Source organism: Martelella lutilitoris, from assembly GCF_016598595.1.
Lineage (GTDB): Bacteria > Pseudomonadota > Alphaproteobacteria > Rhizobiales > Rhizobiaceae > Martelella > Martelella lutilitoris_A.
Genome location: NZ_CP066786.1, coordinates 1,801,213 through 1,821,896 on the forward strand (window position 1 = coordinate 1,801,213; position 20,684 = coordinate 1,821,896).

Annotated in this window: 26 protein-coding genes; 18 read left to right on the top strand and 8 right to left on the bottom strand. The window is 61.9% G+C overall.

What is annotated here, in order from left to right:
- Positions 1-106 precede the first annotated feature (106 nt).
- The 8 genes from JET14_RS08450 (at position 107) to JET14_RS08485 (ending at position 8,726) form a co-directional block, all read left to right on the top strand.
- On the top strand, positions 107-1,213 hold the full coding sequence (locus JET14_RS08450; protein WP_200337622.1) for an NAD-dependent epimerase/dehydratase family protein: 1,107 nt from the start codon (positions 107-109) through the stop codon (positions 1,211-1,213).
- Complete coding sequence (locus JET14_RS08455; RefSeq protein ID WP_200337623.1) at positions 1,210-3,231, top strand: NAD-dependent epimerase/dehydratase family protein; 2,022 nt, start codon at positions 1,210-1,212, stop codon at positions 3,229-3,231. The genes JET14_RS08450 and JET14_RS08455 overlap by 4 nt, the downstream gene beginning before the upstream one ends.
- A complete protein-coding gene (locus JET14_RS08460) occupies positions 3,228-4,403 on the top strand; it encodes a glycosyltransferase family 4 protein (RefSeq protein WP_246750571.1) in 1,176 nt (391 codons plus the stop codon). The genes JET14_RS08455 and JET14_RS08460 overlap by 4 nt, the downstream gene beginning before the upstream one ends.
- A 1-nt stretch (position 4,404) precedes the next feature.
- The gene (locus tag JET14_RS08465; RefSeq protein WP_200337624.1) at positions 4,405-5,529 is read left to right on the top strand and encodes a CgeB family protein; all 1,125 of its coding nucleotides are present in this window, start codon (positions 4,405-4,407) and stop codon (positions 5,527-5,529) included.
- Positions 5,526-6,614, top strand: coding sequence for a CgeB family protein (locus JET14_RS08470; protein ID WP_200337626.1), 1,089 nt, complete (start codon positions 5,526-5,528; stop codon positions 6,612-6,614). Before JET14_RS08465 ends, JET14_RS08470 begins: the two co-directional genes overlap by 4 nt.
- The gene (locus tag JET14_RS08475) at positions 6,611-7,738 is read left to right on the top strand and encodes a CgeB family protein (RefSeq protein ID WP_246750572.1); all 1,128 of its coding nucleotides are present in this window, start codon (positions 6,611-6,613) and stop codon (positions 7,736-7,738) included. Before JET14_RS08470 ends, JET14_RS08475 begins: the two co-directional genes overlap by 4 nt.
- Before the next feature lie 20 nt (positions 7,739-7,758).
- Positions 7,759-8,508: a TIGR04290 family methyltransferase gene (locus tag JET14_RS08480; protein WP_200337628.1), complete on the top strand. Its 750-nt coding sequence runs from the start codon at positions 7,759-7,761 to the stop codon at positions 8,506-8,508.
- An 80-nt stretch (positions 8,509-8,588) separates the two neighbouring features.
- Positions 8,589-8,726 (top strand): hypothetical protein, encoded by a 138-nt coding sequence (locus JET14_RS08485; protein ID WP_200337629.1) that lies wholly within the window; start codon positions 8,589-8,591, stop codon positions 8,724-8,726.
- Positions 8,727-8,785: 59 nt separating this feature from the next.
- Here JET14_RS08485 and JET14_RS08490 read toward each other — a convergent pair whose 3' ends face one another.
- Positions 8,786-9,004, bottom strand: a complete 219-nt coding sequence (locus JET14_RS08490) for a hypothetical protein (RefSeq protein WP_200337631.1) — start codon at positions 9,002-9,004, stop codon at positions 8,786-8,788.
- Positions 9,005-9,234: 230 nt separating this feature from the next.
- Here JET14_RS08490 and JET14_RS08495 point away from each other — a divergent pair, with 230 nt between their 5' ends.
- On the top strand, positions 9,235-10,062 hold the full coding sequence (locus JET14_RS08495; RefSeq protein ID WP_200337632.1) for a manganese catalase family protein: 828 nt from the start codon (positions 9,235-9,237) through the stop codon (positions 10,060-10,062).
- Between the two features lie 819 nt (positions 10,063-10,881).
- Complete coding sequence (locus JET14_RS08500; RefSeq protein WP_200337633.1) at positions 10,882-11,487, top strand: response regulator; 606 nt, start codon at positions 10,882-10,884, stop codon at positions 11,485-11,487.
- A 191-nt stretch (positions 11,488-11,678) separates the two neighbouring features.
- Here the strand turns inward: JET14_RS08500 and JET14_RS08505 are convergent, their stop codons facing one another.
- A complete protein-coding gene (locus tag JET14_RS08505) occupies positions 11,679-12,185 on the bottom strand; it encodes a sigma-70 family RNA polymerase sigma factor (RefSeq protein ID WP_200337634.1) in 507 nt (168 codons plus the stop codon).
- A 266-nt stretch (positions 12,186-12,451) separates the two neighbouring features.
- Between JET14_RS08505 and JET14_RS08510 the strand changes: the two genes are divergently transcribed.
- On the top strand, positions 12,452-12,718 hold the full coding sequence (locus tag JET14_RS08510) for a hypothetical protein (RefSeq protein ID WP_200337635.1): 267 nt from the start codon (positions 12,452-12,454) through the stop codon (positions 12,716-12,718).
- Positions 12,715-13,971 (top strand): cytochrome P450, encoded by a 1,257-nt coding sequence (locus JET14_RS08515; RefSeq protein WP_200337636.1) that lies wholly within the window; start codon positions 12,715-12,717, stop codon positions 13,969-13,971. Before JET14_RS08510 ends, JET14_RS08515 begins: the two co-directional genes overlap by 4 nt.
- A gap of 105 nt (positions 13,972-14,076) precedes the next feature.
- Here the strand turns inward: JET14_RS08515 and JET14_RS08520 are convergent, their stop codons facing one another.
- Both JET14_RS08520 and JET14_RS08525 read right to left on the bottom strand, forming a co-directional pair.
- A complete protein-coding gene (locus JET14_RS08520) occupies positions 14,077-14,391 on the bottom strand; it encodes a DUF982 domain-containing protein (RefSeq protein WP_200337637.1) in 315 nt (104 codons plus the stop codon).
- 14 nt (positions 14,392-14,405) lie between these two features.
- Complete coding sequence (locus JET14_RS08525; RefSeq protein WP_348648107.1) at positions 14,406-14,747, bottom strand: hypothetical protein; 342 nt, start codon at positions 14,745-14,747, stop codon at positions 14,406-14,408.
- Positions 14,748-15,039: 292 nt separating this feature from the next.
- On the opposite strand from JET14_RS08525, the gene JET14_RS08530 reads away from it, so the two are divergent.
- Entirely contained in the window at positions 15,040-15,213 is a 174-nt protein-coding gene (locus JET14_RS08530) for a hypothetical protein (RefSeq protein WP_200337638.1), read from the top strand.
- Between the two features lie 92 nt (positions 15,214-15,305).
- Here JET14_RS08530 and JET14_RS08535 read toward each other — a convergent pair whose 3' ends face one another.
- Together JET14_RS08535 and JET14_RS08540 are read right to left on the bottom strand one after the other, a co-directional pair.
- Positions 15,306-16,529 (bottom strand): IS256 family transposase, encoded by a 1,224-nt coding sequence (locus JET14_RS08535; RefSeq protein ID WP_200335118.1) that lies wholly within the window; start codon positions 16,527-16,529, stop codon positions 15,306-15,308.
- A gap of 86 nt (positions 16,530-16,615) precedes the next feature.
- Positions 16,616-17,578 carry a PRC-barrel domain-containing protein gene (locus tag JET14_RS08540; protein ID WP_200337639.1) on the bottom strand — a complete coding sequence of 321 codons (963 nt, stop codon included), beginning with the start codon at positions 17,576-17,578 and terminating at the stop codon, positions 16,616-16,618.
- A 190-nt stretch (positions 17,579-17,768) separates the two neighbouring features.
- Between JET14_RS08540 and JET14_RS08545 the strand changes: the two genes are divergently transcribed.
- Together JET14_RS08545 and JET14_RS08550 are read left to right on the top strand one after the other, a co-directional pair.
- Positions 17,769-17,987 (top strand): hypothetical protein, encoded by a 219-nt coding sequence (locus JET14_RS08545; RefSeq protein ID WP_200337640.1) that lies wholly within the window; start codon positions 17,769-17,771, stop codon positions 17,985-17,987.
- A gap of 74 nt (positions 17,988-18,061) precedes the next feature.
- Entirely contained in the window at positions 18,062-18,292 is a 231-nt protein-coding gene (locus tag JET14_RS08550; RefSeq protein ID WP_200337641.1) for a hypothetical protein, read from the top strand.
- A 34-nt stretch (positions 18,293-18,326) separates the two neighbouring features.
- On the opposite strand, the gene JET14_RS08555 is transcribed toward JET14_RS08550, so the two are convergent.
- Positions 18,327-18,509, bottom strand: a complete 183-nt coding sequence (locus tag JET14_RS08555) for a DUF3008 family protein (RefSeq protein WP_200338037.1) — start codon at positions 18,507-18,509, stop codon at positions 18,327-18,329.
- Positions 18,510-18,748: 239 nt separating this feature from the next.
- Between JET14_RS08555 and JET14_RS08560 the strand changes: the two genes are divergently transcribed.
- Positions 18,749-19,006, top strand: coding sequence for a hypothetical protein (locus JET14_RS08560; protein WP_200337642.1), 258 nt, complete (start codon positions 18,749-18,751; stop codon positions 19,004-19,006).
- 78 nt (positions 19,007-19,084) lie between these two features.
- Positions 19,085-19,258, top strand: coding sequence for a DUF1328 domain-containing protein (locus JET14_RS08565; RefSeq protein WP_200337643.1), 174 nt, complete (start codon positions 19,085-19,087; stop codon positions 19,256-19,258).
- 9 nt (positions 19,259-19,267) lie between these two features.
- Here JET14_RS08565 and JET14_RS08570 read toward each other — a convergent pair whose 3' ends face one another.
- Entirely contained in the window at positions 19,268-20,299 is a 1,032-nt protein-coding gene (locus JET14_RS08570; RefSeq protein WP_200338038.1) for a DNA topoisomerase IB, read from the bottom strand.
- Positions 20,300-20,496: 197 nt separating this feature from the next.
- Between JET14_RS08570 and JET14_RS08575 the strand changes: the two genes are divergently transcribed.
- A complete protein-coding gene (locus JET14_RS08575) occupies positions 20,497-20,670 on the top strand; it encodes a hypothetical protein (RefSeq protein WP_200337644.1) in 174 nt (57 codons plus the stop codon).
- The last annotated feature ends 14 nt before the right edge of the window (positions 20,671-20,684 follow it).

Genomic DNA, 20,684 nt, shown 5'->3' on the forward strand with positions numbered 1-20,684 from the left:
CCCGGCCGTTTCAGCTGTCCGAAATACATCAGGAACAATTACCCGCCTTTGCAGTTGGGAGCCCGATTTCAAACCCAAAAGCATCAAGTATTTCAGCAGGTGACCCATGGCGAAAATTCTTGTTACCGGCGGATCGGGTTTCATCGGCCGGCATCTCTCCCACGAACTCGTCAACCACGGCTATCAGGTCAAGATCTATGACGCTCTGATTGATCAGGTTCATCAGGGCGGTTCCGTCACCCTTGACGACGCGACCGAACTTGTCCGTGCCGATATCCGCGACCGCGCCGCGCTCGATCAGGCGCTCGAGGATGTTGACGGCGTCATTCACCTCGCCGCCGAGGTGGGGGTTGGCCAATCGATGTACGAGATCGCGCGCTATGTCGGCGCCAATGATCTCGGAACGGCCGTGTTGCTGGAAGCCATGATCGGCCGGAACATCAACAAGCTGGTGGTCGCCTCCTCGATGAGCGTCTACGGCGAAGGTCGCTACGAGGATCGCGAAGGCAGGCATGTCTCAAGCGCACGGCGCAGGCCCGGCGACATTGCGGCAGGCGATTGGGAAGTGCGCGCTGCGGACGGCGAAGCGCTGCGGCCGGTCGCCACCGACGAGACCAAGCCGGTTGACCTCGCCTCGATCTACGCGCTGACAAAATACGCCCAGGAACGCCAGGCGTTGATCTTCGGCGAGGCCTATGGCGTCGAGACCGTCGCTCTCCGGCTGTTCAACGTGTTCGGCATGGGGCAGGCGCTTTCCAACCCCTATACCGGCGTTCTGGCGAACTTCGCCTCCCGCCTTGCCACCGGAGAAGCGCCGCTGATCTTCGAGGACGGGGAACAGCGCCGCGACTTCGTCCATGTCGGCGATGTGGCGACGGCCTTCCGTCTTGCGCTTGAAACGTCCGGCATTGGCGGCGAAGTCATCAATATCGGCAGCGGCCGCGCCTACCGCGTGGCCGACGTCGCCACACTGCTGGCAGAAGCGATGGAGCGGTCCGATATCCGGCCGGAGATCCTCGGCAAGGTGCGCAAGGGGGACATCCGCAACTGCTTCGCGGATATTTCCAAGGCGCAATCCCTGCTCGGCTTTGCCCCCGAGTGCTTCCTCGAAGACGGGCTTGACGAATTCACGGCCTGGGTCCGCAGCGTGGCGGTTGTCGACAACGCCAGCCAGATGCGGCATGAACTCGAATCGCGGGGGCTGGTATCATGAGCGGGCGCCCCTTTCACCAGAAACCCTACGGATTTGTCGAATGGTTCCGACCGGGTGAATATGAATGGGCTGAGGAGACCCTTCCGGGCCTGCTCGAGTCGGGCGCAAGCTTCCTGCGCACCCATGTTTCCTGGGCCGAATATCTCGCCCCGGGCGGCGAGGAATGGTTCGACTGGCTGATCCCGAAAATAGGCCCGGCGATCGACCTTCTGCCCTGCATCCATTATACGCCGCCGTCGATGTCGCGCACCGGCAAGACCTCCGGTCCGCCGCATGACTTGAAGGCTTACGCCGATTTCGTCGATCATGTGCTGACCCGTTATGGCCGCCACTTCGAGCATATCGAACTGTGGAACGAGCCGAACAACCTGCTCGACTGGGACTGGCGGCTCGACACCGACTTCCAGATGTTCTGCGAGATGGTCGGCGGCGCGGCCTACTGGGCGCAGAAACGCGGCTGGAAAACGGTTCTCGGTGGCCCCAGCCCGTTTGATCCCTATTGGCTGAACCTGATGGGCGAGCGCGGCGTGCTGGGCGTTGTCGATGCCGTCGGCTTTCACGGTTTTCCCGGCACCTGGGAGAGCGAGGAGAACACCTGGGCCGGCTGGGACCATCATATGGGCGAGATGCGCAACGTCGTCGAGCGCTACAATCAAGACGCGGCGATCTGGATCACCGAGGCCGGCTATTCGACATGGCGCAACGGCGAACTCGAGCAGGTCCGCCACTTCGTCGACACCATGAAATCCAGCGCCGACAGGCTCTACTGGTATGGCTGGCGCGACATCCCGGGAGACGTCGCCGTGCAGGAGGGGCACTGGTTCGACCCGCGGCACTACCATCTCGGGGTCGTCGACCGCTCCAATCGGCCGAAACTCCTGGCGAGGCTGCTGACGGAAGGCGGTCCGCAACGGCTTGCCGAATTTGCCGACCTTCCAGCGCCTGCCATCAATGAAGGCATCCGCCCCGTGGTAATTACCGGAGGCTGCGGTTTCATCGGCGCCAATCTCGCAGATAGCCTGCTCTGTGATGGCGAAGATGTGGTGATCCTCGACAATCTGGGCCGGCTCGGCGTGGACCAGAACCTGCATTGGCTGAAAGATCGGCACGGCGACCGCGCCCATCCGTTCCTGGCAGATGTGCGCGACTTGCCGGCGATCGAAAACGCGTTTGCGGACGCGAGTGCGGTGTTTCATTTCGCCGGACAGACGGCGGTAACGACGAGCCTCGTCCATCCGCTCGACGATTTCGAGATCAATGCACGCGGCACCATCAATGTTCTGGAAGCCGTTCGCCGGTCAGGCCGTCGCGCGCCGGTGATCTTTTCCTCAACGAACAAGGTCTATGGCAGTCTTGAGGACATCAGCCTTGTCGAAGAGGAAGAGCGCTACACTCCGCTGGACGACATCCTGCGCCGTCACGGCGTGGCGGAAACGCGGCCGCTGGATTTCCACACGCCCTATGGCTGCTCGAAGGGCGCGGCAGATCAATATGTGCTCGACTATGCCCGCAGCCACGGCATTCCGACCGGCGTGCTGCGAATGAGCTGCATCTACGGCGAGCGGCAGTTCGGAACCGAGGATCAGGGTTGGGTCGCGCATTTTCTGCTTAAGGCGCTTTCCGGCGAACCGATCACCATCTTCGGTGATGGCAAGCAGGTTCGCGACATTCTCGAAATTGGCGACGCGGTCCGCGCCTATCGCCTGCTCCTGTCGCGGATCGAAAAGATGCCGGGACGGGTGTTCAACCTTGGCGGCGGTTCGCAGAATGCGGTGAGCCTTCTCCAGTTGCTGCGTGAAATCGGCCGCATCGTCGGTCATCCGGTCGATGTCCGTCACGAGGGCTGGCGCGAGGGCGATCAGCTTTACTTCGTTGCCGACACCCGCAGGCTGATCGAGGAAACCGGCTGGCAGGCGCAGACGGAATGGCGGCGGGGCATCCGCACGCTCGCCGATTGGCTTCGTGAAAACCGGTTTTCCGGCGGGGACCGTGAACAGCGCCGGAGGGCCGCGGAATGAAACAGGATCCGAGAGATGTCTGGGTCCAGCGCGATGGCGCGGCCGGCCAAGGGGCGAACGTTGCGCAGCACGGGAACGACGAACCGCTGCGGGTACTGATGACGGTCGACGCGGTCGGCGGTCTCTGGCGCTATGCCGTGGCGCTTGGCGAACAGCTGAAGAAAAACGGGGTTGAAATTTGCTTCGCCGGCTTCGGACCCGCGCCTCGGCCCGAGCAGGTTGCCGAGGCCGAACGCATCGGCCGGTTGCGCTGGTTCGACATGCCGCTGGACTGGATGGTGACTGACGGGCACGAGTTGGCCGATGTTCCCAAGGCGGTCGCCGAGGCCCGCGAGGCGTTCGATGCCCATATCGTTCAGGTCAACCTGCCGACGCAGGCTGCCAGTCTCGAGGTCGATGTGCCGATCGTGGCGGTCAGCCACTCCTGCCTGCCGACATGGTTCGAGGCGATGTGCGCGGGCGAGGAAAACGACATGCTCGCCTGGCACAGGCGCCTCAACCGCACCGGTTTCGACAATGCCGATGCCGTGGTCGTGCCGAGCGGAAGTCATGCCGCCGCACTGTTTAGGACCTATGGCGAGATTGTCGCCCTGAAGATTGTCCACAATGCGCTCTGCGCCGCGCCGGCCCCGGCGCCGAAGCAGAACTTCGTCTTCGCCGCCGGGCGGTGGTGGGACGAAGCCAAGAATGCGCGGACGCTGGATGAGGCAGCCCTCAGCGCCTGGTGGCCGGTGGTGCTTGCCGGCAGCGCCCGTGGCCCCGATGGCAGCGAAACGGGGATCGAACACGCGATCAATCGTGGCGCGCTGCCTTACGACGAGACCATGGCGCTGATGGCGCAGGCGGCAATCTTTGCCTCGCCGTCGCTCTACGAGCCTTTCGGGCTCGCGGCGCTCGAAGCGGCGGCTTCAGGCGCGGCGCTGGTGCTTGCCGACATTCCGACCTACCGCGAATTATGGGAGGGCGCGGCGGTCTTCGCGGATCCGCACGAGCCGCAGGCCTTCGCCCATGCGATCAATCATCTGGCAGGCAATCCCCCTCTGCGGCAGCAGATCGCCAGCCGGGCGATGGACCGAAGCCTTCACTTCGCACCGCAATCGCAGACCGCCGCCATGACGGCGCTCTACCGGGAACTCCTGAACACGGCCGGAGCCGGCCGGACGGTGAGGTAATATGCGCTTTATCTTCTACACCCATTCGCTTGTCTCCGACTGGAACCACGGCAACGCCCACTTCCTGCGCGGCGTCATGCGCGCGCTCATGCGGCGCGGTCATACGGCGCTGGCGCTTGAGAAAGAGGGGAGCTGGAGCCGAGAAAACCTGCTTGCGGATCAGGGGCCGGCGGCGCTCGCTCGCTTTCACGATCACTTTCCGCATCATCAAAGCGAGACTTACGACGATGATGCTGACCACGAAGCGCTGATCGGCGATGCCGATGTCGTGGTGGTTCACGAATGGACCGATCCGGCGCTGGTCGCAAAGCTCGGAAGGCTGCGGCGGCAGGGTGGCAAGTTCCTCCTGCTGTTTCACGATACCCATCACCGCGCCGTCTCGGCCGAAACCGAAATCGCCGGCCTCGATCTCGACGGCTATGACGGCGTGCTTGCCTTTGGCGCGACCTTGAAGGAGCGATACCTGAAGGCCGGCTGGGGCAGTCGCGTTTTCGTCTGGCACGAGGCGGCCGACACCGCGCTGTTCCACCCGCTGCCGGACGAAGACGCCTCGCGCAATCTCGTCTGGATCGGCAATTGGGGCGATGACGAGCGGTCGAGCGAGCTCAGCGAATTCCTGATCGAACCGGCGCGCGCGCTTGGCCTTACCGGAACCGTGCATGGCGTGCGTTACCCACCCAAAGCGCTGGAGGCGCTGGCGAAGACCCGGCTCGACTATCGCGGCTGGATCGCCAATGCCGATGTGCCGCTCGCCTTCGCGCGCCACCGGGTGACGGTGCATATTCCGCGCCGGCCCTATGTGGAATCCCTTCCGGGAATCCCGACCATTCGCGTGTTCGAGGCGCTGGCGAGCGGTATTCCGCTGATCTGCGCGCCGTGGCGCGATGCCGAGGGCCTGTTCCGGCCGGGAACGGATTACCTGCAGGCGGAAAGCGGAGACGAGATGCGCAGTCAGCTCCGCGCCGTCCTCCTCGATCCCGATCTCGCGACATCGCTCGTCAAATCCGGATACGAAACCATCAGGGCGCGCCACACCTGCGAACATCGCGTCGACGAACTTCTCACCATCATCGAGCAGATCGGCGGCAAACAGCCGGCGATCGCGGAAGGAGCAGTTTCCAGATGAAGATCGCATTTTACGGATCAAGCCTGCTGTCGTCCTACTGGAACGGCGCGGCGACCTATTACCGGGGCCTGTTGAAGGCGCTTGCCGGTCTTGGCCACGATATCACCTTCTACGAGCCGGATGTTTTGGATCGGCAGGCGCACCGCGATATCGAACCGCCGGACTGGTGCCATGTCGTCGTCTATTCCGGAACGCTGCCCGCCATGCGCGAGGCCGCGGCAAAGGCAAGCGCGGCTGATGTGGTGATCAAGGCAAGCGGCGTCGGCTTTATGGACGACGCCCTGCTTGAGTCCCTCCTGCTTTCGGCCCGCAAGGACGCGCTGAAGATATTCTGGGACGTCGACGCGCCAGCGACGCTTGCCGAGTTCGCTGCAGCGCCCGACCATCCGCTCAGAAGATCGCTTCCGGCGCTCGACATGGTCTGCACGTATGGCGGCGGTGATCCGGTTGTGGACGCCTATCGCGGGCTCGGCGCGCGCGCCTGCCTGCCGGTCTATAACGCGCTCGATCCCGACACCCATCATCCCGTTCCGCCAGACCCGCGCTTCGAGGCCGATCTCGGCTTTCTCGGCAACCGGCTGCCCGATCGCGAGGCGCGCGTGGAAGATTTCCTGCTGGAACCGGCGGAAAGCCTTCCGGACAGGAAATTCATCCTCGGCGGCTCCGGTTGGGAATCGAAGGCGATGCCGTCGAATGTGCGGGCTATCGGCCATGTGCCGACAGGCGATCACAACACCTTCAATGTCACGCCCATGGCGGTGCTCAACATTGCCCGCGCCAGCATGGCAGAGACCGGGTTCTCGCCGGCGACGCGGGTGTTCGAGGCCGCCGGCGCGGGTGCCTGCCTGATCACCGACGACTGGAAAGGGATCGAGATGTTCCTGGAACCGGAAAAGGAAATACTGGTGGCGCGCGACGGCCGCGACGTTGCCGAACTGCTGGCCGGCCTTGACCATGACCGGTCCCGCGCGATCGGCAGGGCGGCGATGCAGCGGGTGCTGCGCGACCACACCTATGCCGACCGCGCCGAAATCGTCGATCGCGCATTTCGCGACCACTTCAAGGCAAAGGAAAACGCCGCATGACCAGCCCCGCAACCGATACGCCCATGACCATCGTCGTCATCGGCATGACGCTTTCCTCATCCTGGGGCAATGGCCATGCCACGACCTTCCGCTCGCTGCTGCGCGGCGCCCGCGCGCTCGGCCACCGGACCCTGTTCCTGGAATGCGAGCGCCCGTGGTTTTCGGCCAACCGGGATATGCCCCATCCCGATTTCTGCGAGCTCGACTACTTCGACACGCCCCAGGACCTCGTCGACCGCCATGGCCACGCGATCCGGCGGGCCGATGCGGTCATTATCGGCTCCTACGTGCCACACGGGGCGGAGGTGATCGCGGCGGTTGCCGCCCTGCAACCCGAACGGCTGTGCTTCTACGATATCGACACGCCGGTTACCCTACGGCGTCTTCAGGAGGACAATGAGGAATACATCACCCGCGACCAGGTGCCGCTGTTCGACATCTATTTCTCCTTCTCGGGCGGGGCCAATCTGGAGCGTCTGGAAACCGATTACCGCGCACAGCGCGCCGAAGCGCTCTACTGCTCGGTCGATCCCGATCTCTATCGGCCGACGGGCGCGCCGCGGCAATGGGATCTCGGCTATCTCGGCACCTATAGCGATGACCGCCAACCGGTGCTTGAACGCCTGCTGATCGAACCGGCGCGAAGACTGCCGGAGAAGAAATTCGTCGTTGCCGGCGCACAATATCCCGCATCGATCGACTGGCCGGACAATGTGGAGCGGATCGAACACGTGCCGCCAGCCGAGCATGCCGATTTCTACAGCCGCCAGCGTTTTACTCTCAACGTCACCCGCCAGGATATGGTCCGCGCCGGCTGGTCGCCGAGCGTGCGGCTGTTCGAGGCCGCCGCCTGCGGAACGCCGGTGATCAGCGATATCTGGCCCGGCCTGGAGGAACTGCTGCCGGACGGCGAAGCGATCCTTCTCGCACCGGACAGCGAAGCCGTTGTCGCGGCGCTCACCGAAACCGATGACGGACGCCTGGCCGAAATCGCCGATGCGGCGCGCCGGCGCGTGATGGCGGACCACACCGGCCGGGCCCGGGCGGAGGAACTGATCGCGGCGCTCGCCAGCCTGAAGGGACGGCGCGCCGAGGCGTCGGCGACCGCATCCTCAGCGGTCTGATCATGACAAGGAGGAACACGATGACGACAATCGATCGCAACAAGACTGAAGCCGATATTGCGGCGCTCGGGCCATGGTTCCACAATCTGCGGATCAACGGCATAGATACGGCGCCCGACCATTTCCTCGGCGACTTTCCGTCGATGAAGTGGGCCGGCTTCAGCCACGTGCTTCCCGACGATCTGGAGGGCCAGAGCGTCCTCGACATCGGCTGCAATGCCGGCTTTTACGCGCTTGAGATGAAACGCCGCAATGCAGGGCGCGTGCTCGGCATCGATTCCGACGAACGCTATCTGGCGCAGGCTCGCTATGCCGCTGAACAATACGGCGTCGACATCGAATACCGCCAGATGTCGGTCTACGATCTGCGCCAGCTTGAGGAAACCTTCGACCTGGTGCTGTTCATGGGCGTGTTCTACCATCTGCGTCACCCGCTATTAGCGCTCGATCTGCTCCATGAAACGGTGGTGGGCGACAAGATGCTGTTCCAGTCGCTGCAGCGCGGCAGCCAGCAAACGTCGGAGCTTGCGGAAAACTACTCATTCGACGAGCAAGCGCTGTTCGATCGGCCGGACTTTCCGAAACTTCACTTCGTCGAACAACGCTACGCCGACGATCCGACCAACTGGTTCATACCCAACAAGGCCGCCGTGGAAGCCATGCTCAGAAGCGCCGGTTTCGCTATTCTCGAAAACCCGGAGCCGGAAGTGTTCCTCGTCGAGAGCGCCGAGCGCTACTTTGCGGCCGAGCCGGCGCCGCGCCTCGATTGAGCTTGCATGAGCCGGCTCAAACCGCTGCTTGCGGCAGGCGACGACGGTTCGCCTTCGCGTGACATCAAAAGGAGAAGAACATGAGACGTTGGATCATCGCGGGTGCAGCAGTCATTATCGCCGTGATCATCGCTGCCTTTGCCATTGGCAGAGTGAGCAGCGGCACTGGTGATCAGCCGGAAAACGCCCCGCCCCACGCCATGGACCCAAGCAACTGATCGCAAAGGCTCAGCGCCGGGCGGGTCGCCCGACGCTGCGGCATTTCCTTCCACGACGCCTAATCGCCGTCGCGGCGGTTGGCGCTATGGTCCTTGTATTCCTCATTCTGGACATTCTTGCTGTCGAGCCCGCGTTCCTCGGTGTGGCGCGCCTTGTCGCGATTGGAAAGCACCTTGTCTTTCGGCAGAACCTCGTCTTCGAGGTTGGTCATGGCGCCTTCACCGCTGCTCTTTCCGTGAGAACCCGGTCCGAAGTGTTTCTTGTCGGCATTTGCCATCGGTTTCTCCTTTCGATTCAGGTTTGGCCGGCGATGGGACTGGCCGTTGTGCCTAACCGGATCGGGGCTCCGATGTTCCGGCAAATCCAAGATCGCGATCCCCTGGCATCCGTTCGACGTTGCCGCTCAAAAATGATCTCATAAACAGAAGTTCGTCTGCGCCATCCGGCGGGAACATTTCCGAGCCTCTTTGCTTAGGGGACCTCCACGACCACAAAGAGGAAAAACCCATGTTTCATCACTCCGCCAAGCTTCAGTACAAGGTGACCGTCGACAAGCCCGATCCTCTGTTTGCCAAGCATCTCCAGCAGGCGATCGGCGGCATCGAGGGCGAGATCCGCGTTGCCATGCAGTACTTCTTCCAGGCAATGGGCGCGCGCGGCGACAGCAAATACCGCGACCTGCTGATGATGACGGCGACAGAGGAATTGTCGCATATCGAGTTCCTGGGCCATGCCGTGGCGCTCAATCTAGAGGGCGCGCCGCTCTCCGAACAGGAAAAGGCGGCGGAAGATCCGATCGTCAATGCCATCCTCGGCGGCATGAACCCGCGCCATATTCTGTCTTCGGGCCTGTCTGCAATGCCCGTGAACTCGAACGGCGTGCCCTTCGACATGAGTCATGTCTATGCCACCGGCAATATCGCGACCGATATGCTCGCCAACGTCACCGCGGAATCGGGCGGCCGCGTGCTGGCGAGCCGGCTCTACAACATGACGGATGATGCCGGCATGAAGGACATGCTCTCCTTCCTGATCGCCCGCGACACAATGCACCAGCAGCAGTGGCTTGCCGTCATTGAAGAGCTCGGCGGCATGGAGAAACAGCTTCCGATCCCGAACACGACGCCCGAGGATCACGAGGCTCTGGAGCACTCCTACTACTTCCTTAATACCTCGCTTGACGAGCCGACGCCCGAGGGCCGCTGGACCGAAGGCAAATCGCTCGACGGCCGCTCCGAATTCACCGTTGTGGAAAAGCCCGATCCGCTCGGCCAGAAGCCCGATCTCGGCAAGGCCCGGCCTGGCACGGGCGCGCAGAAGGCGCAGGTCGGATAAGGTTTACGGCTGCCTGACCGCGGTGAAGGCCGGAACAGAACGCGCCGGGAGGTGCTTCACTTCCATAAGCCTTCACCGCGATTGATGGCTAAGACGCTGTAAGGAGACCGGCGTGGCACAGATTTTCAGCGCTGCAGCGGATGCGAAGCTTCGGCCTTTCGCCGGAGGGTCGCGCTGTTCCACCACTTTAGCGGCGCTGACTGGGTGCGCGAATAGCCCGCGCCCTCTGGTCATCAGCACCAACCACTACAACTGACAAGACGAAATCTCCTGGTTTGTCAGCGATGGTCATTTCCAGGTGAAAGCGAAGCGCCGATCGCGCCACCTGAGAACCACGGCTTCGGCAGCACTCTGATCAAAGGCGAGATATCCTATCGCCTCGGCGGCACGTTCGAAACCGAGTACGCAGCTTCCGGACTGATCGCGACGATCAGCATTCCCTTCGACAAGCTGCATGCCCTTGAGGAATAGGGCCTTCAGGCCGATTTTACCTTTGGGGTGTCTTTCGGCGGATCATGGGCGTATGGTCTTCCAAGGTTGCAACATCTATCCATGCCGGACAAGCACTTGCGAAACCCGCGAGCAAGCATCCAAGGGAACAGCAACCGTTCCCGCGCGTGCTGTTCAGGAAGCCGGCCTCTCCATCGTGATACCTGCTTTTAAGGAAAGTTCAGTCGCGAATGCGTTTGTTTCGCCGGCCGTCTTCGGCCGGGGAGCTCTGCGTCGTGCCTACTGACACATTCACCGAATTGGAGATCGCAGATGCAACTCTTACCGGAAACCCCTTCCAGCGGTCTACAGGATCCTGACGAAAACAGCTTGCACGGAAACCTCGACAGGCTGCGCGGATCGCGGATCCTGATCGTTGAGGACGAATATCTGATCGCCCAGAACCTTTCCCGCACCTTCGAAAAGGTCGGCGCCAAAGTGTTGGGGCCCGTGGCGTCCATCGCCCAGGCCATCCCCCATCTCGGCAGGACCGATGCCGCCGTCCTCGATATCAATCTCGACGGTACGCCGGTCTTTCCGCTGGCGGATATCCTGCACCAGAACCACACGCCTTTCGTCTTCTTCTCCGGATGCGCGGAAATCATCATTCCCCATCGTTTCCGCTTCATCAATACGCTGCCGAAGCCGAACGGAATCCGCGAAGTCATCGCGTCGCTGATCGCGACCTATGACCGGTCTGCGACAGTTGCCGCCGAGGGCGACGGCGAAGATGTGATAACGCTGATGCCGAGTCTGAGGCTGGCCGCCCGGCTGCTTGTCGCCGATGACGCCGCCGCCGACCGGCTTGTGGAGCGGACCTTCGAATACGCAATCGCCCATGTCGACGAGAGACCTGCCGGAATGTCCCGGCTGGAATGGCTGCTCTCGACGCTTGAGGATCTGCGTCTCGTCGAGGGCCGAAGCATTCTCAACTGAGCGTCTGGCCGCCGTCGCTTTCCATGGCCGTCGTCAACACGCGATCCTGTCCATCGCTGCCGATATGTTCCCGTCCGGCTTTCACGGATTTCATGGAACAAAATCTTTGTCGTCGCGATTGGGGGACGTGTTGAACGGAGGTCGAAGTCTCAGTAAACAGCGCTGGTGGAATCGGGCCTCAGGAAAACTGGCTACTGCACCTCGCCAAGTTCTTCGAGAAGCAGTTGACGCGCCCGGTTTACCCGGCTTTTCACGGTTCCGATCGCGCAGTCGCAAATCTCGGCAGCATCGATATAGCTCTCGCCGAGCACCATCACCAGGACGAACATCTCGCGGTAATGCGGCGGAATGCGCGCCAGCGCATCCAGCAGTTCCTGCCCCCTGACCGACCAGTCCTGCGTCGCGTCATTTTGCGGCAGGCTGGCGACGCAATCTTCTTCGCCGGGCGCTTCACGGTTCCTCACCTTGATCTGGGTGTAGAAGGTATTGCGCATGATCGTGAACAGCCAGGATTTCAACCTTGTTCCCGGCTTGAACTTGTCGAGGTTGGCGATACCCTTCAGCATCGTCTCCTGAACCAGGTCATCGGCGTCGTCGGGATTGCGGCAGAAGGTTCGGGCGAACGCCCGGAGCGCCGGGATGAGTTCGACCACCTCCTGGTGTTGCCGGCTCCTTAGTCTCACTTCTTGCTGGTTCATCATGGGCTCCGTCTCGATTTGGTCCCTCTGAACCTAACGAAGCCGACGGGCTCGCGGTTCCTCTCTTTCTGTCCAAGCCGGCGATATTCGCGTGGCGCACAGAAACAGCCCTCGAACTGAAACGGCGGCAAGCGCCGCCAAACCGTCTCTACCGTCGCGCTTGATCGCCTCCGGTGACGCTCTGCCATCGTCAGCCGCGCAAAATTCCTGGAACAACCGTCTGCCAACCCAGTTCTGCGGCACGTCCGTTCAGAGAAAGGAAAGAGATGACCCTGACCTTCCGTCATTATTCAAAGGAAGCCGCGACGCCCGACACTGTCCTTCTCAGGGTCGTTCAGCGCGGCAACCGTGCCATCGGCTTTGTCGATTCGATCGACTTCGGCAATGAGGACACGCCCCTTTCTCCGACCGAGGAGATGTCGATGCCAGAGGCGATCCGGCTTGCCGAGAACCGGAACGACACCGGCGGACCGATCATGGTGAAGCTGGAGGAAGACGCAGAATGGGATCCGCGAAGGGGCAAGCTGGAATGAGCGGACTGCCAAAGCCATCGATCATCGAGGACCAGACCCTTGCACTTCTGCGCGAGGGTTATCTCTTCCTGCCGCGCCGTCTTGCGACGCGGACTCCGCCGATCTGGCGCACACGGCTGATGCTGCGCGACGTCGTTTGTGTTTCCGGTCCCGAAGCCGCCGAATTATTCTATACCGGCGATACGGTGACCCGGCGCGGCGCGACGCCCGGCACGACGCTGCGCCTGCTGCAGGACAAGCACAGCGTCCAGCAACTCGACGGAGAGGCGCACCGCCATCGCAAGGCGATGTTCGTGCGCATGCTGGTCAGTCATCCATCGAACGTCGACGATCTGGTGACCCGTTTCGAGGACGCCTGGCTGCGCAGGTTTGCGGCATGGGAAAGGCGAGGGCGGATATCGCTCGCCGCCGCCGCCGAAACAACGCTCGCCGAAGCGGCGCTGTCATGGGCCGGCCTGCCGGCGAACCAGCAATCGGTAGAGCGTGATGCACCCGTGCTTGCGGGCATGGTGGAAAACGCAGGCCGCTTCCGTCCGGCAACGGTTACCGCCCTTTTGCGCCGCCGCCGGCTGGAAAGGCGCTTGCAGGCCGAGATCAGGGCAGTCCGTTCCGGCAGGCGCAAGGTACGCGAAGGCGCGCCGATCGCGGAGATCGCCGGCTATCGCGATGCCGACGGCCGTCCGCTTCCTGCCTCAGTTGCGGCGGTAGAAGTGCTGAACCTGTTGAGGCCGATCGTGGCGGTTGGCCGCTATATTACCTTTGCCGCGCTGATGCTGCACCAAAAGCCCGCCTGGCGCGCGCGTTTTGCCGATGGCAGTCGCGAGGGCCTCATCCAGTTTACCGAGGAGGTGCGCCGCTATGCGCCCTTCTTCCCCTTCGTCGGCGGCATACTGACGCGTGACGCCGAGTGCTACGGCTACCGCCTGCAGAAAGGTCAGTGGCTGTTGTTCGATCTCTATGGAACCTGCCACGATCCGCGCTGGTTTACGGAACCGGACGCATTCCGTCCCGAGCGGGACCTTTCCTGGCAGAAGGACAGGGAGCGCTTTGTTCCGCAGGGCGGAGGCGAAACGGCGCAGTCGCACCGCTGCCCCGGCGAGAAAGCGACCGTCGCGCTGATTGCAGAGGCTGTGCGGCTGCTGACATACCATATGGCCTTTGATGTGCCGGAGCAGGAACTGGATGTTCCGCTGGGAACCGTGCCCACAGGCCCCGCAAGCGGCTTTATCCTTGAGAATGTGCGAAAACGCTGAGAAGCGTCGTTTGGCGGAGTGACTGTCTTTGCCGGTCGGCCGCGAGCGTTTCCGGAGCGTCGGGCAAAGAGCTGACCATTCACCCGCCGCGCCGGAACAAGCAATCTACAGCATCGGGGGACGATGCGGCCCGGGACCGGTGGCGCCCGGCACGAAATTGCGGGCACGCCCCGAATGACCGCTGAAAAGCCCGGCCTCCAGCGCGGCGGCGATGAAGGCCTCTCTCGACATTTCCAGCCATCCCGGCTGTGCAACGGCGCGCTCGCAACAACTCACGGCCGCATGGTAGTGCCGCCCGCGCCGGCGCGGCCAGTCTTCCGCGAGCAGGTTGCGGGCCTGGGACGGTCCTTTGACGGCAAGCGGGCCGTCTTCGCCGAAGCCGAGATTTACCGGCGCAACCCACCTTGCGAAATGTCCCATCGTCGTCTCCTCCCTCATTTGTCGTCAGCCGGGCCTTCGGTGGGCCGGTCTCTATCGTCACGTCTTGTTTTCATGGCATCGGAGAGGTCGCGCTTGCGGGGATGATTGAGATTTTCCCGCATGGCATCGCGATCCTTGCCGGGGTCGTCCCTGGCCGGCTTATACGCGCTTGGCCGGCTTTCTTCAGGGCCTTCCCAACGGGGCCGCTCATCGCTCGTGCCCGGAGGGGCGCCGGATGGTTTATCGGTCATGGTTTGTCCTCTTGTTTGTCCAACCAGCGCCAAACCAAGTCGGCTGGGTTTTGTTCCGGTCATTTTGTTTGAAACAAGCGTCGGCCGAGCGAGTTGGATGTCCATGAACGAAGGCACCTCCGATGTATAGCGGAGGCGTTTGCCTACACGGAAAACTGAACCAACCTCAGTTGCGTCGAGGGAGCGATAACAGCTATAAGGATAGCGGACGAGAAAACGCCCACAGATCATGGCTATCCGAGAATTCCCTCGCGGGCAAACGTAGTATTTGTTCCGCGAGCGACAATTTGCTTCTGCCAACCGATCGCATCAAACAGTTTAAATCTACCGGCGCTCCGGAGACGTAGCGTCGTATGACAACCCAAAAATATGCCCGAGAACAAAGTAAGGCGATAAGATGGCAGAAGGCAATGACAAGAACAAAGTTGCGTCCGAGCGTTCCGACGCGTTTCTGGATCAAAGGACTACAGAGCTCCTCTCCCAGATCAAGCAGGAGCCTGTGCCCGACCGCCTGCTCGAGCTTGCGGTGAAACTGCAGCAGGCGCTGAACGAGCGGGAGAACAAATCCTGATAAGCCTCGTTTGCCTGAGATCTCGCGGAAACGCCGTGCGGCTTGCACGGCGTTTGTGGAGACTGTCTAGAATTTTGTGCCCTGGCGCTGTTTCAGGACATAGGAAAACGTTCTTCGAACATGATTGCGAGCTGGCTTTTGACGGCGTGCCATTCTCGCACTGAACGCTTCCACTCGGTTGAGGTAGCATTGAGGGCCAGATAGATCAACTTGGCCGCTGCCTCATCGCTCGGGAAATGGCCGCGGGTTCTGACGGCGCGGCGGATTTTCGAATTCAGAGCCTCAATGGAATTCGTCGTGTAGATCAGCCTGCGCACCTCTGGCGGATAGTCGAGAAACGGGATGACCTCGTTCCAGGCCTTTCGCCAACTCGGCACGATCGCCGGATAACGCTTGGCGAGATCGCTGTCCTCGAACGTCGCCAGCGCTTCTTCCGCCGCCTCGACATTGACGGCGGTGTAAACCGTCTTGAGCGCCTTGGCGACGGCCTTGCGGTCCTTGTAGCTGGCGAAGTTCATGGAATGGCGCAGGAGATGGACGATGCAGGTCTGAACCTGTGTTCTCGGGAAGGCGGCCTCGATGGCCTGCGGAAAGCCTTTGAGACCATCGACGACGGCGATCAGGATGTCCTGGACACCGCGATTGCGCAGGTCGCCCAGCACGCTGGCCCAGAACTTGGCGCCTTCATTGGCCTGGAACCACAGGCCCAGCACGTCGCGCGTGCCGTCCGGCAGAATGGCCAGCGCCACGAACACCGCCTTGTTGGAGACCACGCCGTCGCTGCGGATATTGACCCGGATCGCGTCCATGAAGACGATCGGATAGCAGGGCTCCAGAGGGCGGTTCTGCCATGCCGTGACCTCATCCATCACGCTGTCGGTGATCGCGGAAATCAGGCCGGGCGAGGCCTCGACGCCGTAGATTTCCTCGATATGCCCCTGGATCTCGCGCGTTGTCATGCCCCGGGCATACATCGAGATGATCTTGCGGTCGAAATCGGGAAAGCGGCGCTGGTATTTGGCGATCAGCACCGGATCGAAGGTGCCGTTGCGGTCACGAGGAATGTCGAGGACCACCTTGCCGCTGTCGGTGGTCACCGTCTTGCTGCTGGAGCCATTGCGACGGTTTGCCGACTGGTTATGGCCTTCGGGCACAGCCTCAGCCCGTTCCTCATCAAGATGGACGTCCATCTCGGTGCTCAGGGCGCGTTCGGCCAGCGCTTTTGTCAGTTCGGACAGGATACCGTCCTTGCCGAAAAGATCACCGGGCGAGCGCCCTTGCATCAGGCGGTCCAAGAGTTCTTTGTCGATGCTCATACGTGGGTCTCCTCAAAGAGCAGTTACCACGCCAGAGCACAAAAATCAGGACAGTCCCCGTTTGTGTATTCGGGAACCTGTCGGTTTCATCGCATCAGGAAATTGTCCGGGTTGTCTGCAAAAGCCTCTGCGTCGTAGGTCTTCTGCCCCTCAAGCTCTGTCTCGCTGAATGGGGTGAAGACCGCAAAGTCATCGCCGTCACGCCGCACGTTGAGATTTTGCGAAGCGATTGCAACTTCCTTCTCACCGATACCGAGAAAGCCGCCAACATCGACGATATATGCTTGGACCTCGCCCTGCGGTCGAAGAATCACATCCCCGATGTCGCCGATCTCATCACCGCTCTCACCGTAAACCACGGCATCAAGCAACTCGTCCGCCCTCAGATTGGTGTGTGAGACCGGCTTCGTATCGCGCCAGGCCATGCCGGCGGGCGACTGAGCAAACGCGTTGTCGGCCATCCGGTCCTCGATGTCCGGCGCTCTGCTGCTCCCTTCGCCCGCCATCTGGTCTTTCGGCCTTGTCGGAGCGGTTTCCTCTCCGGGAAAGCGGTTGCTTCGATCAAGCGCGGTATCGCTATCGCGGGAAATGTCGGTTTGCAGGTCTGCCGAGGGCCTGACCGTGCCATAGTCGAAATCAGGCGCGCTTTGCAGTTGGTCGCGGTTTGTGGCGAGTGTCAGGTACAGCATGCCCTGGTCGTCACGGTTCTGCTCGACCTTGTCGAATGGAACGGCGACGTTCTTCTCGCCGATTTCCAGAAAACCGCCAACGCCGATAATCAGCCCGGCGATTTCCCCATCCTGACTGATGAGCAGATCGTCGACATCGCCGACAGCTTCGCCGGTGGGACCCGGGTTGGTGTAGACCGTGCCGCCCATCAGATCCGTTCCGAGGATCTGTTTTTCTGACACCTGCACGGAGTGGATATCGGTCGTCTGCATGGCGGCCGTGTTTTGCATTGTGTCGGCATCAGTTTGGCTCTGGGCCCAGGCGGTGCCCGCCAGAACGGCGCACACGGCGGTGGTGGCTGTGAACTTGGTCATGAACATATCAATGTCCCTTTCTGTTGTTGCAGATTCTCGCAAACGGAAACGACGCGTTCTGTCCCGCCCACTGACCTGCCAACCGTGAACGCGCCGCGATGTTCCCGACAAACCGAGGGCGCTTCTGCGCCGCTGGAACAAAACCGGCATGCGCCTGTTCGGCGCCAAACGGACATTCACAGATGGAGATTGTGACGTGGCGAAAGAGAACAAATCGGCCAGCGATCAGACACGTGGACCGACCATCCCGGAAGAGAAGGCGAAACAAGGTACGACAGTCCTTCGAACGCGCTCTGCGCGGATCGTTTTCATTGGCGGACTCGTCCTCTTCATCTTGCTGGCCCTCTCAACGCTCTTTTTCCCATGGCGTGAGGACACAGGTCAGCAGCCGGCGAGCATAACGCTGCCGGAGTGACGACTGCGAGGGCAGGGAGCCGCGAAAGGCGGTCCGTGCTTGGTCCGTGTAAAGACACAAGATAGGAGGACGCCATGGAACCCGACATCCCGCCCAAGAAAGCCAGGCAGGGGCGTCGCTCGCCCCGCATCTTCGTCATCCTTGCGGTATCAACCGCGCTCGCCCTCGTTGCCTGGGCGGCTGTGGAATTCTACTACAATCTCGAAATCGCACCGGAGGAACCGATGGAGAATGCCGACCCTCCGGCCGTCGAAAGGCAGTCGACACCCGCCGAGGAAAGGGCGCTGCCCCCGGCCAATGAGTGACAAGGCCGGGGAACGAGAAGGCCGCAGGCGTGGCTCAGGATTTGTGTTCAGGTTTTCCCTTGCGCTCTCCGGATGCCAGTTCGTCCAGCTCCTTCTGCGACATTGACTTTTCCATCTGCCGCGCCGGCCCCTTGAGGTCGCTTTTCTTCTGTTCGCCGCGCTTTGCGGCAAGCGCCGCGCCGGCGGCCTTCTGCTGGGATTTTGATTTCGCGGGCATGTCAGCTCCTTGGTCTGATGGGCATTGCCGCCCAACAGGCGAGGCCGGCACATGTTCCCGCCGCGAACAAAAAAGCGTTTCAGACGTTTGGTCACTCCATCGATTGAGACAATTCAAGAGGACATCCCCATGGCCGATATCGATCGACCTGCGAGAAAAGACCCGACGCGGAGATTTTTCGGGAACCAAATCGGCAAGCTGATGATTGGGCGGGGCGAACATTGCAAAGGAGTGTCCGGATGACACAGACCACGACAGATCACGCAAAAATCCGCCGCTGGGCCGAATCCCGCGACGGTCGGCCAAGCATCGTACCGGCGGGTGGCGAAGGCGGCATCCTGCGGATCGATTTCGCCGAGCCGGAGGAGAACCTGGAGCCCATTGAGTGGGAAGAGTTCTTCCGTATCTTCGAACAGAATGATCTCGCCTTTCTCTATCAGGAAGAGACAAGCGACGGCGAGACGAGCCGGTTCAACAAATTCGTTTCGCGGGCATGAGGCCCGACCGCCGGACGACCGCGAGCCTGCCTCGCGGCCAGAGCCGGGCCTGAATTTCAACGATCAAGGGAGCATTAAATGCTGAAATGGGCACTGATTTTTCTGGTCATCTCATTGGTGGCCGGCTTTTTCGGCTTTACCGGCGTATCAGCCGCCGCCGCCAAAATCGCGAAAATCCTGTTCTTCATCGCGATCGCGATCTTCCTGATCCTGCTCGTGCTCGCGCTGCTGGGCATCGGCGCCGCTATTTAGCGCAGAGACTTACGAAAGCCGCCGCGCGCCTTTCAGAAAGGCGGTGAGGCGGCTTTCGGATACCCGCAGACCGTTGATCGGTTTTGCCGGACGCGCCGCCTGGCGCATCAACAGGCGGCGCTCCGCCGCGTCATTGGAAAGCGCCAGCACGGCGGGATGGATGTAGCTGTTGCGGCAGATGGTCGGCGTGTTGGAAAGTTCGCTCGCGGCAGCTTCCGACATGGTCTTGATGAGCGGCGTCTCTCCGTTGCGGATATTCCGTTGCGCCACGTCGAAGGCGGCGACGGTCCCGCCCCAGGTGCGGAAGGTCTTTGCCGAGAACGGTGCGCCGGCAATTTCGGCGAGATAGGCGTTGAGCTGTCCGGAATCGATGGACCGCGGCGTGCCGTCCTCCTCCCGCCAGCCGAAGAGCTGGCGACCGGGCAGGTCCGCGATCCGCTCCAGGACACGCTGCAGGCGCGGCGCCTGCAGTCGGCGGCGCGCTCGCCGTCCGCCCTTTCCGGCAAATTCGAGCTCCAGGTGATCGCCGAAACGCACATGCCGCTTGAGCAGGGTCGAGGCGCCGTAGGTGCCGTTTTCCTCGAGATAGGAACGGTTACCTATTCTTAAATGCGCGGCGTCGAGAAGCATTGTCATGGCGCCGAGGACGGCGCGGGAAAGATCATCGAACTGTTCGGCATCGCTACGGGCGCGTCGGCGGATCCGCGGCAGGGCCGCCGCGAAATCGACGAGTTGGTCATACTTCTTTTCCTCCCGAAGCGCCCGCCAGTCCGGATGATAGCGATATTGCTTGCGCCCGCGGGCATCGTAGCCTGTTGCCTGCAGGTGGCCATCAGGTCGAATGCAGATCCAGACGCGTTCATGGGCGGGCGGGATCGCCAGTGCATCCAACCGCCGACGCATTGCTTTGTCGCGCACCAGAGCGCCATCCGGCATCCTGTAGCTGAAGCCGCGGCCGCGGCGTTCGCGCGAGATGCCGGGGTCCCGGTCGCTGACATAGACAAGGCCCGCCTGTTCCAGAATGTAGACCTCATCGTCCATTTCGTCTTTCACTGAAGATGTCCTCGCCCCAGTGAACATGGGAAGGATCCGAGCCTCGCCCTGCCATTGCCGCCTTCAGACGGTCGCGACGATTTATGCGCTTCGCGCTGAAACAGGAACATTCGCAGGTCCTTCAAGTTTGATGAGCAATGAAACGGCATCCAACGCCGAAACACGCGCTATGGATTGGGTAAATCATGTTCAAGAACGGTCTCTCCCCGCTTACTCTGGCCCTCGTGGTGGCAGTTCTGATGCTGCTGGCGGTGGTCGGCGTCTATCGGTTCAACGCAGCGCCGGTTGAAGCGCCGACCCGGCATCCGCCCATCGAAGACGTGCCGCCGAGCGCCACGGGCGACGCCGACACCCCTTGAGCGGGCGTCGGCGC

Excerpts from the sequence above, each read along its gene's own strand:
- JET14_RS08550 (WP_200337641.1), top strand. The coding sequence starts at position 18,062 with ATGGAACCCGACATCCCGCCCAAGAAAGCCAGGCAGGGGCGTCGCTCG.
- JET14_RS08490 (WP_200337631.1), bottom strand. The coding sequence starts at position 9,004 with ATGGCAAATGCCGACAAGAAACACTTCGGACCGGGTTCTCACGGAAAG.
- JET14_RS08460 (WP_246750571.1), top strand. The coding sequence starts at position 3,228 with ATGAAACAGGATCCGAGAGATGTCTGGGTCCAGCGCGATGGCGCGGCC.
- JET14_RS08510 (WP_200337635.1), top strand. The coding sequence starts at position 12,452 with ATGACCCTGACCTTCCGTCATTATTCAAAGGAAGCCGCGACGCCCGAC.
- JET14_RS08505 (WP_200337634.1), bottom strand. The coding sequence starts at position 12,185 with ATGAACCAGCAAGAAGTGAGACTAAGGAGCCGGCAACACCAGGAGGTG.
- JET14_RS08465 (WP_200337624.1), top strand. The coding sequence starts at position 4,405 with ATGCGCTTTATCTTCTACACCCATTCGCTTGTCTCCGACTGGAACCAC.
- JET14_RS08525 (WP_348648107.1), bottom strand. The coding sequence starts at position 14,747 with ATGGACATCCAACTCGCTCGGCCGACGCTTGTTTCAAACAAAATGACC.
- JET14_RS08515 (WP_200337636.1), top strand. The coding sequence starts at position 12,715 with ATGAGCGGACTGCCAAAGCCATCGATCATCGAGGACCAGACCCTTGCA.
- JET14_RS08485 (WP_200337629.1), top strand. The coding sequence starts at position 8,589 with ATGAGACGTTGGATCATCGCGGGTGCAGCAGTCATTATCGCCGTGATC.
- JET14_RS08560 (WP_200337642.1), top strand. The coding sequence starts at position 18,749 with ATGACACAGACCACGACAGATCACGCAAAAATCCGCCGCTGGGCCGAA.
- JET14_RS08555 (WP_200338037.1), bottom strand. The coding sequence starts at position 18,509 with ATGCCCGCGAAATCAAAATCCCAGCAGAAGGCCGCCGGCGCGGCGCTT.
- JET14_RS08475 (WP_246750572.1), top strand. The coding sequence starts at position 6,611 with ATGACCAGCCCCGCAACCGATACGCCCATGACCATCGTCGTCATCGGC.
- JET14_RS08575 (WP_200337644.1), top strand. The coding sequence starts at position 20,497 with ATGTTCAAGAACGGTCTCTCCCCGCTTACTCTGGCCCTCGTGGTGGCA.
- JET14_RS08535 (WP_200335118.1), bottom strand. The coding sequence starts at position 16,529 with ATGAGCATCGACAAAGAACTCTTGGACCGCCTGATGCAAGGGCGCTCG.
- JET14_RS08480 (WP_200337628.1), top strand. The coding sequence starts at position 7,759 with ATGACGACAATCGATCGCAACAAGACTGAAGCCGATATTGCGGCGCTC.
- JET14_RS08520 (WP_200337637.1), bottom strand. The coding sequence starts at position 14,391 with ATGGGACATTTCGCAAGGTGGGTTGCGCCGGTAAATCTCGGCTTCGGC.
- JET14_RS08565 (WP_200337643.1), top strand. The coding sequence starts at position 19,085 with ATGCTGAAATGGGCACTGATTTTTCTGGTCATCTCATTGGTGGCCGGC.
- JET14_RS08570 (WP_200338038.1), bottom strand. The coding sequence starts at position 20,299 with ATGGACGATGAGGTCTACATTCTGGAACAGGCGGGCCTTGTCTATGTC.
- JET14_RS08530 (WP_200337638.1), top strand. The coding sequence starts at position 15,040 with ATGGCAGAAGGCAATGACAAGAACAAAGTTGCGTCCGAGCGTTCCGAC.
- JET14_RS08495 (WP_200337632.1), top strand. The coding sequence starts at position 9,235 with ATGTTTCATCACTCCGCCAAGCTTCAGTACAAGGTGACCGTCGACAAG.
- JET14_RS08450 (WP_200337622.1), top strand. The coding sequence starts at position 107 with ATGGCGAAAATTCTTGTTACCGGCGGATCGGGTTTCATCGGCCGGCAT.
- JET14_RS08470 (WP_200337626.1), top strand. The coding sequence starts at position 5,526 with ATGAAGATCGCATTTTACGGATCAAGCCTGCTGTCGTCCTACTGGAAC.
- JET14_RS08455 (WP_200337623.1), top strand. The coding sequence starts at position 1,210 with ATGAGCGGGCGCCCCTTTCACCAGAAACCCTACGGATTTGTCGAATGG.
- JET14_RS08540 (WP_200337639.1), bottom strand. The coding sequence starts at position 17,578 with ATGTTCATGACCAAGTTCACAGCCACCACCGCCGTGTGCGCCGTTCTG.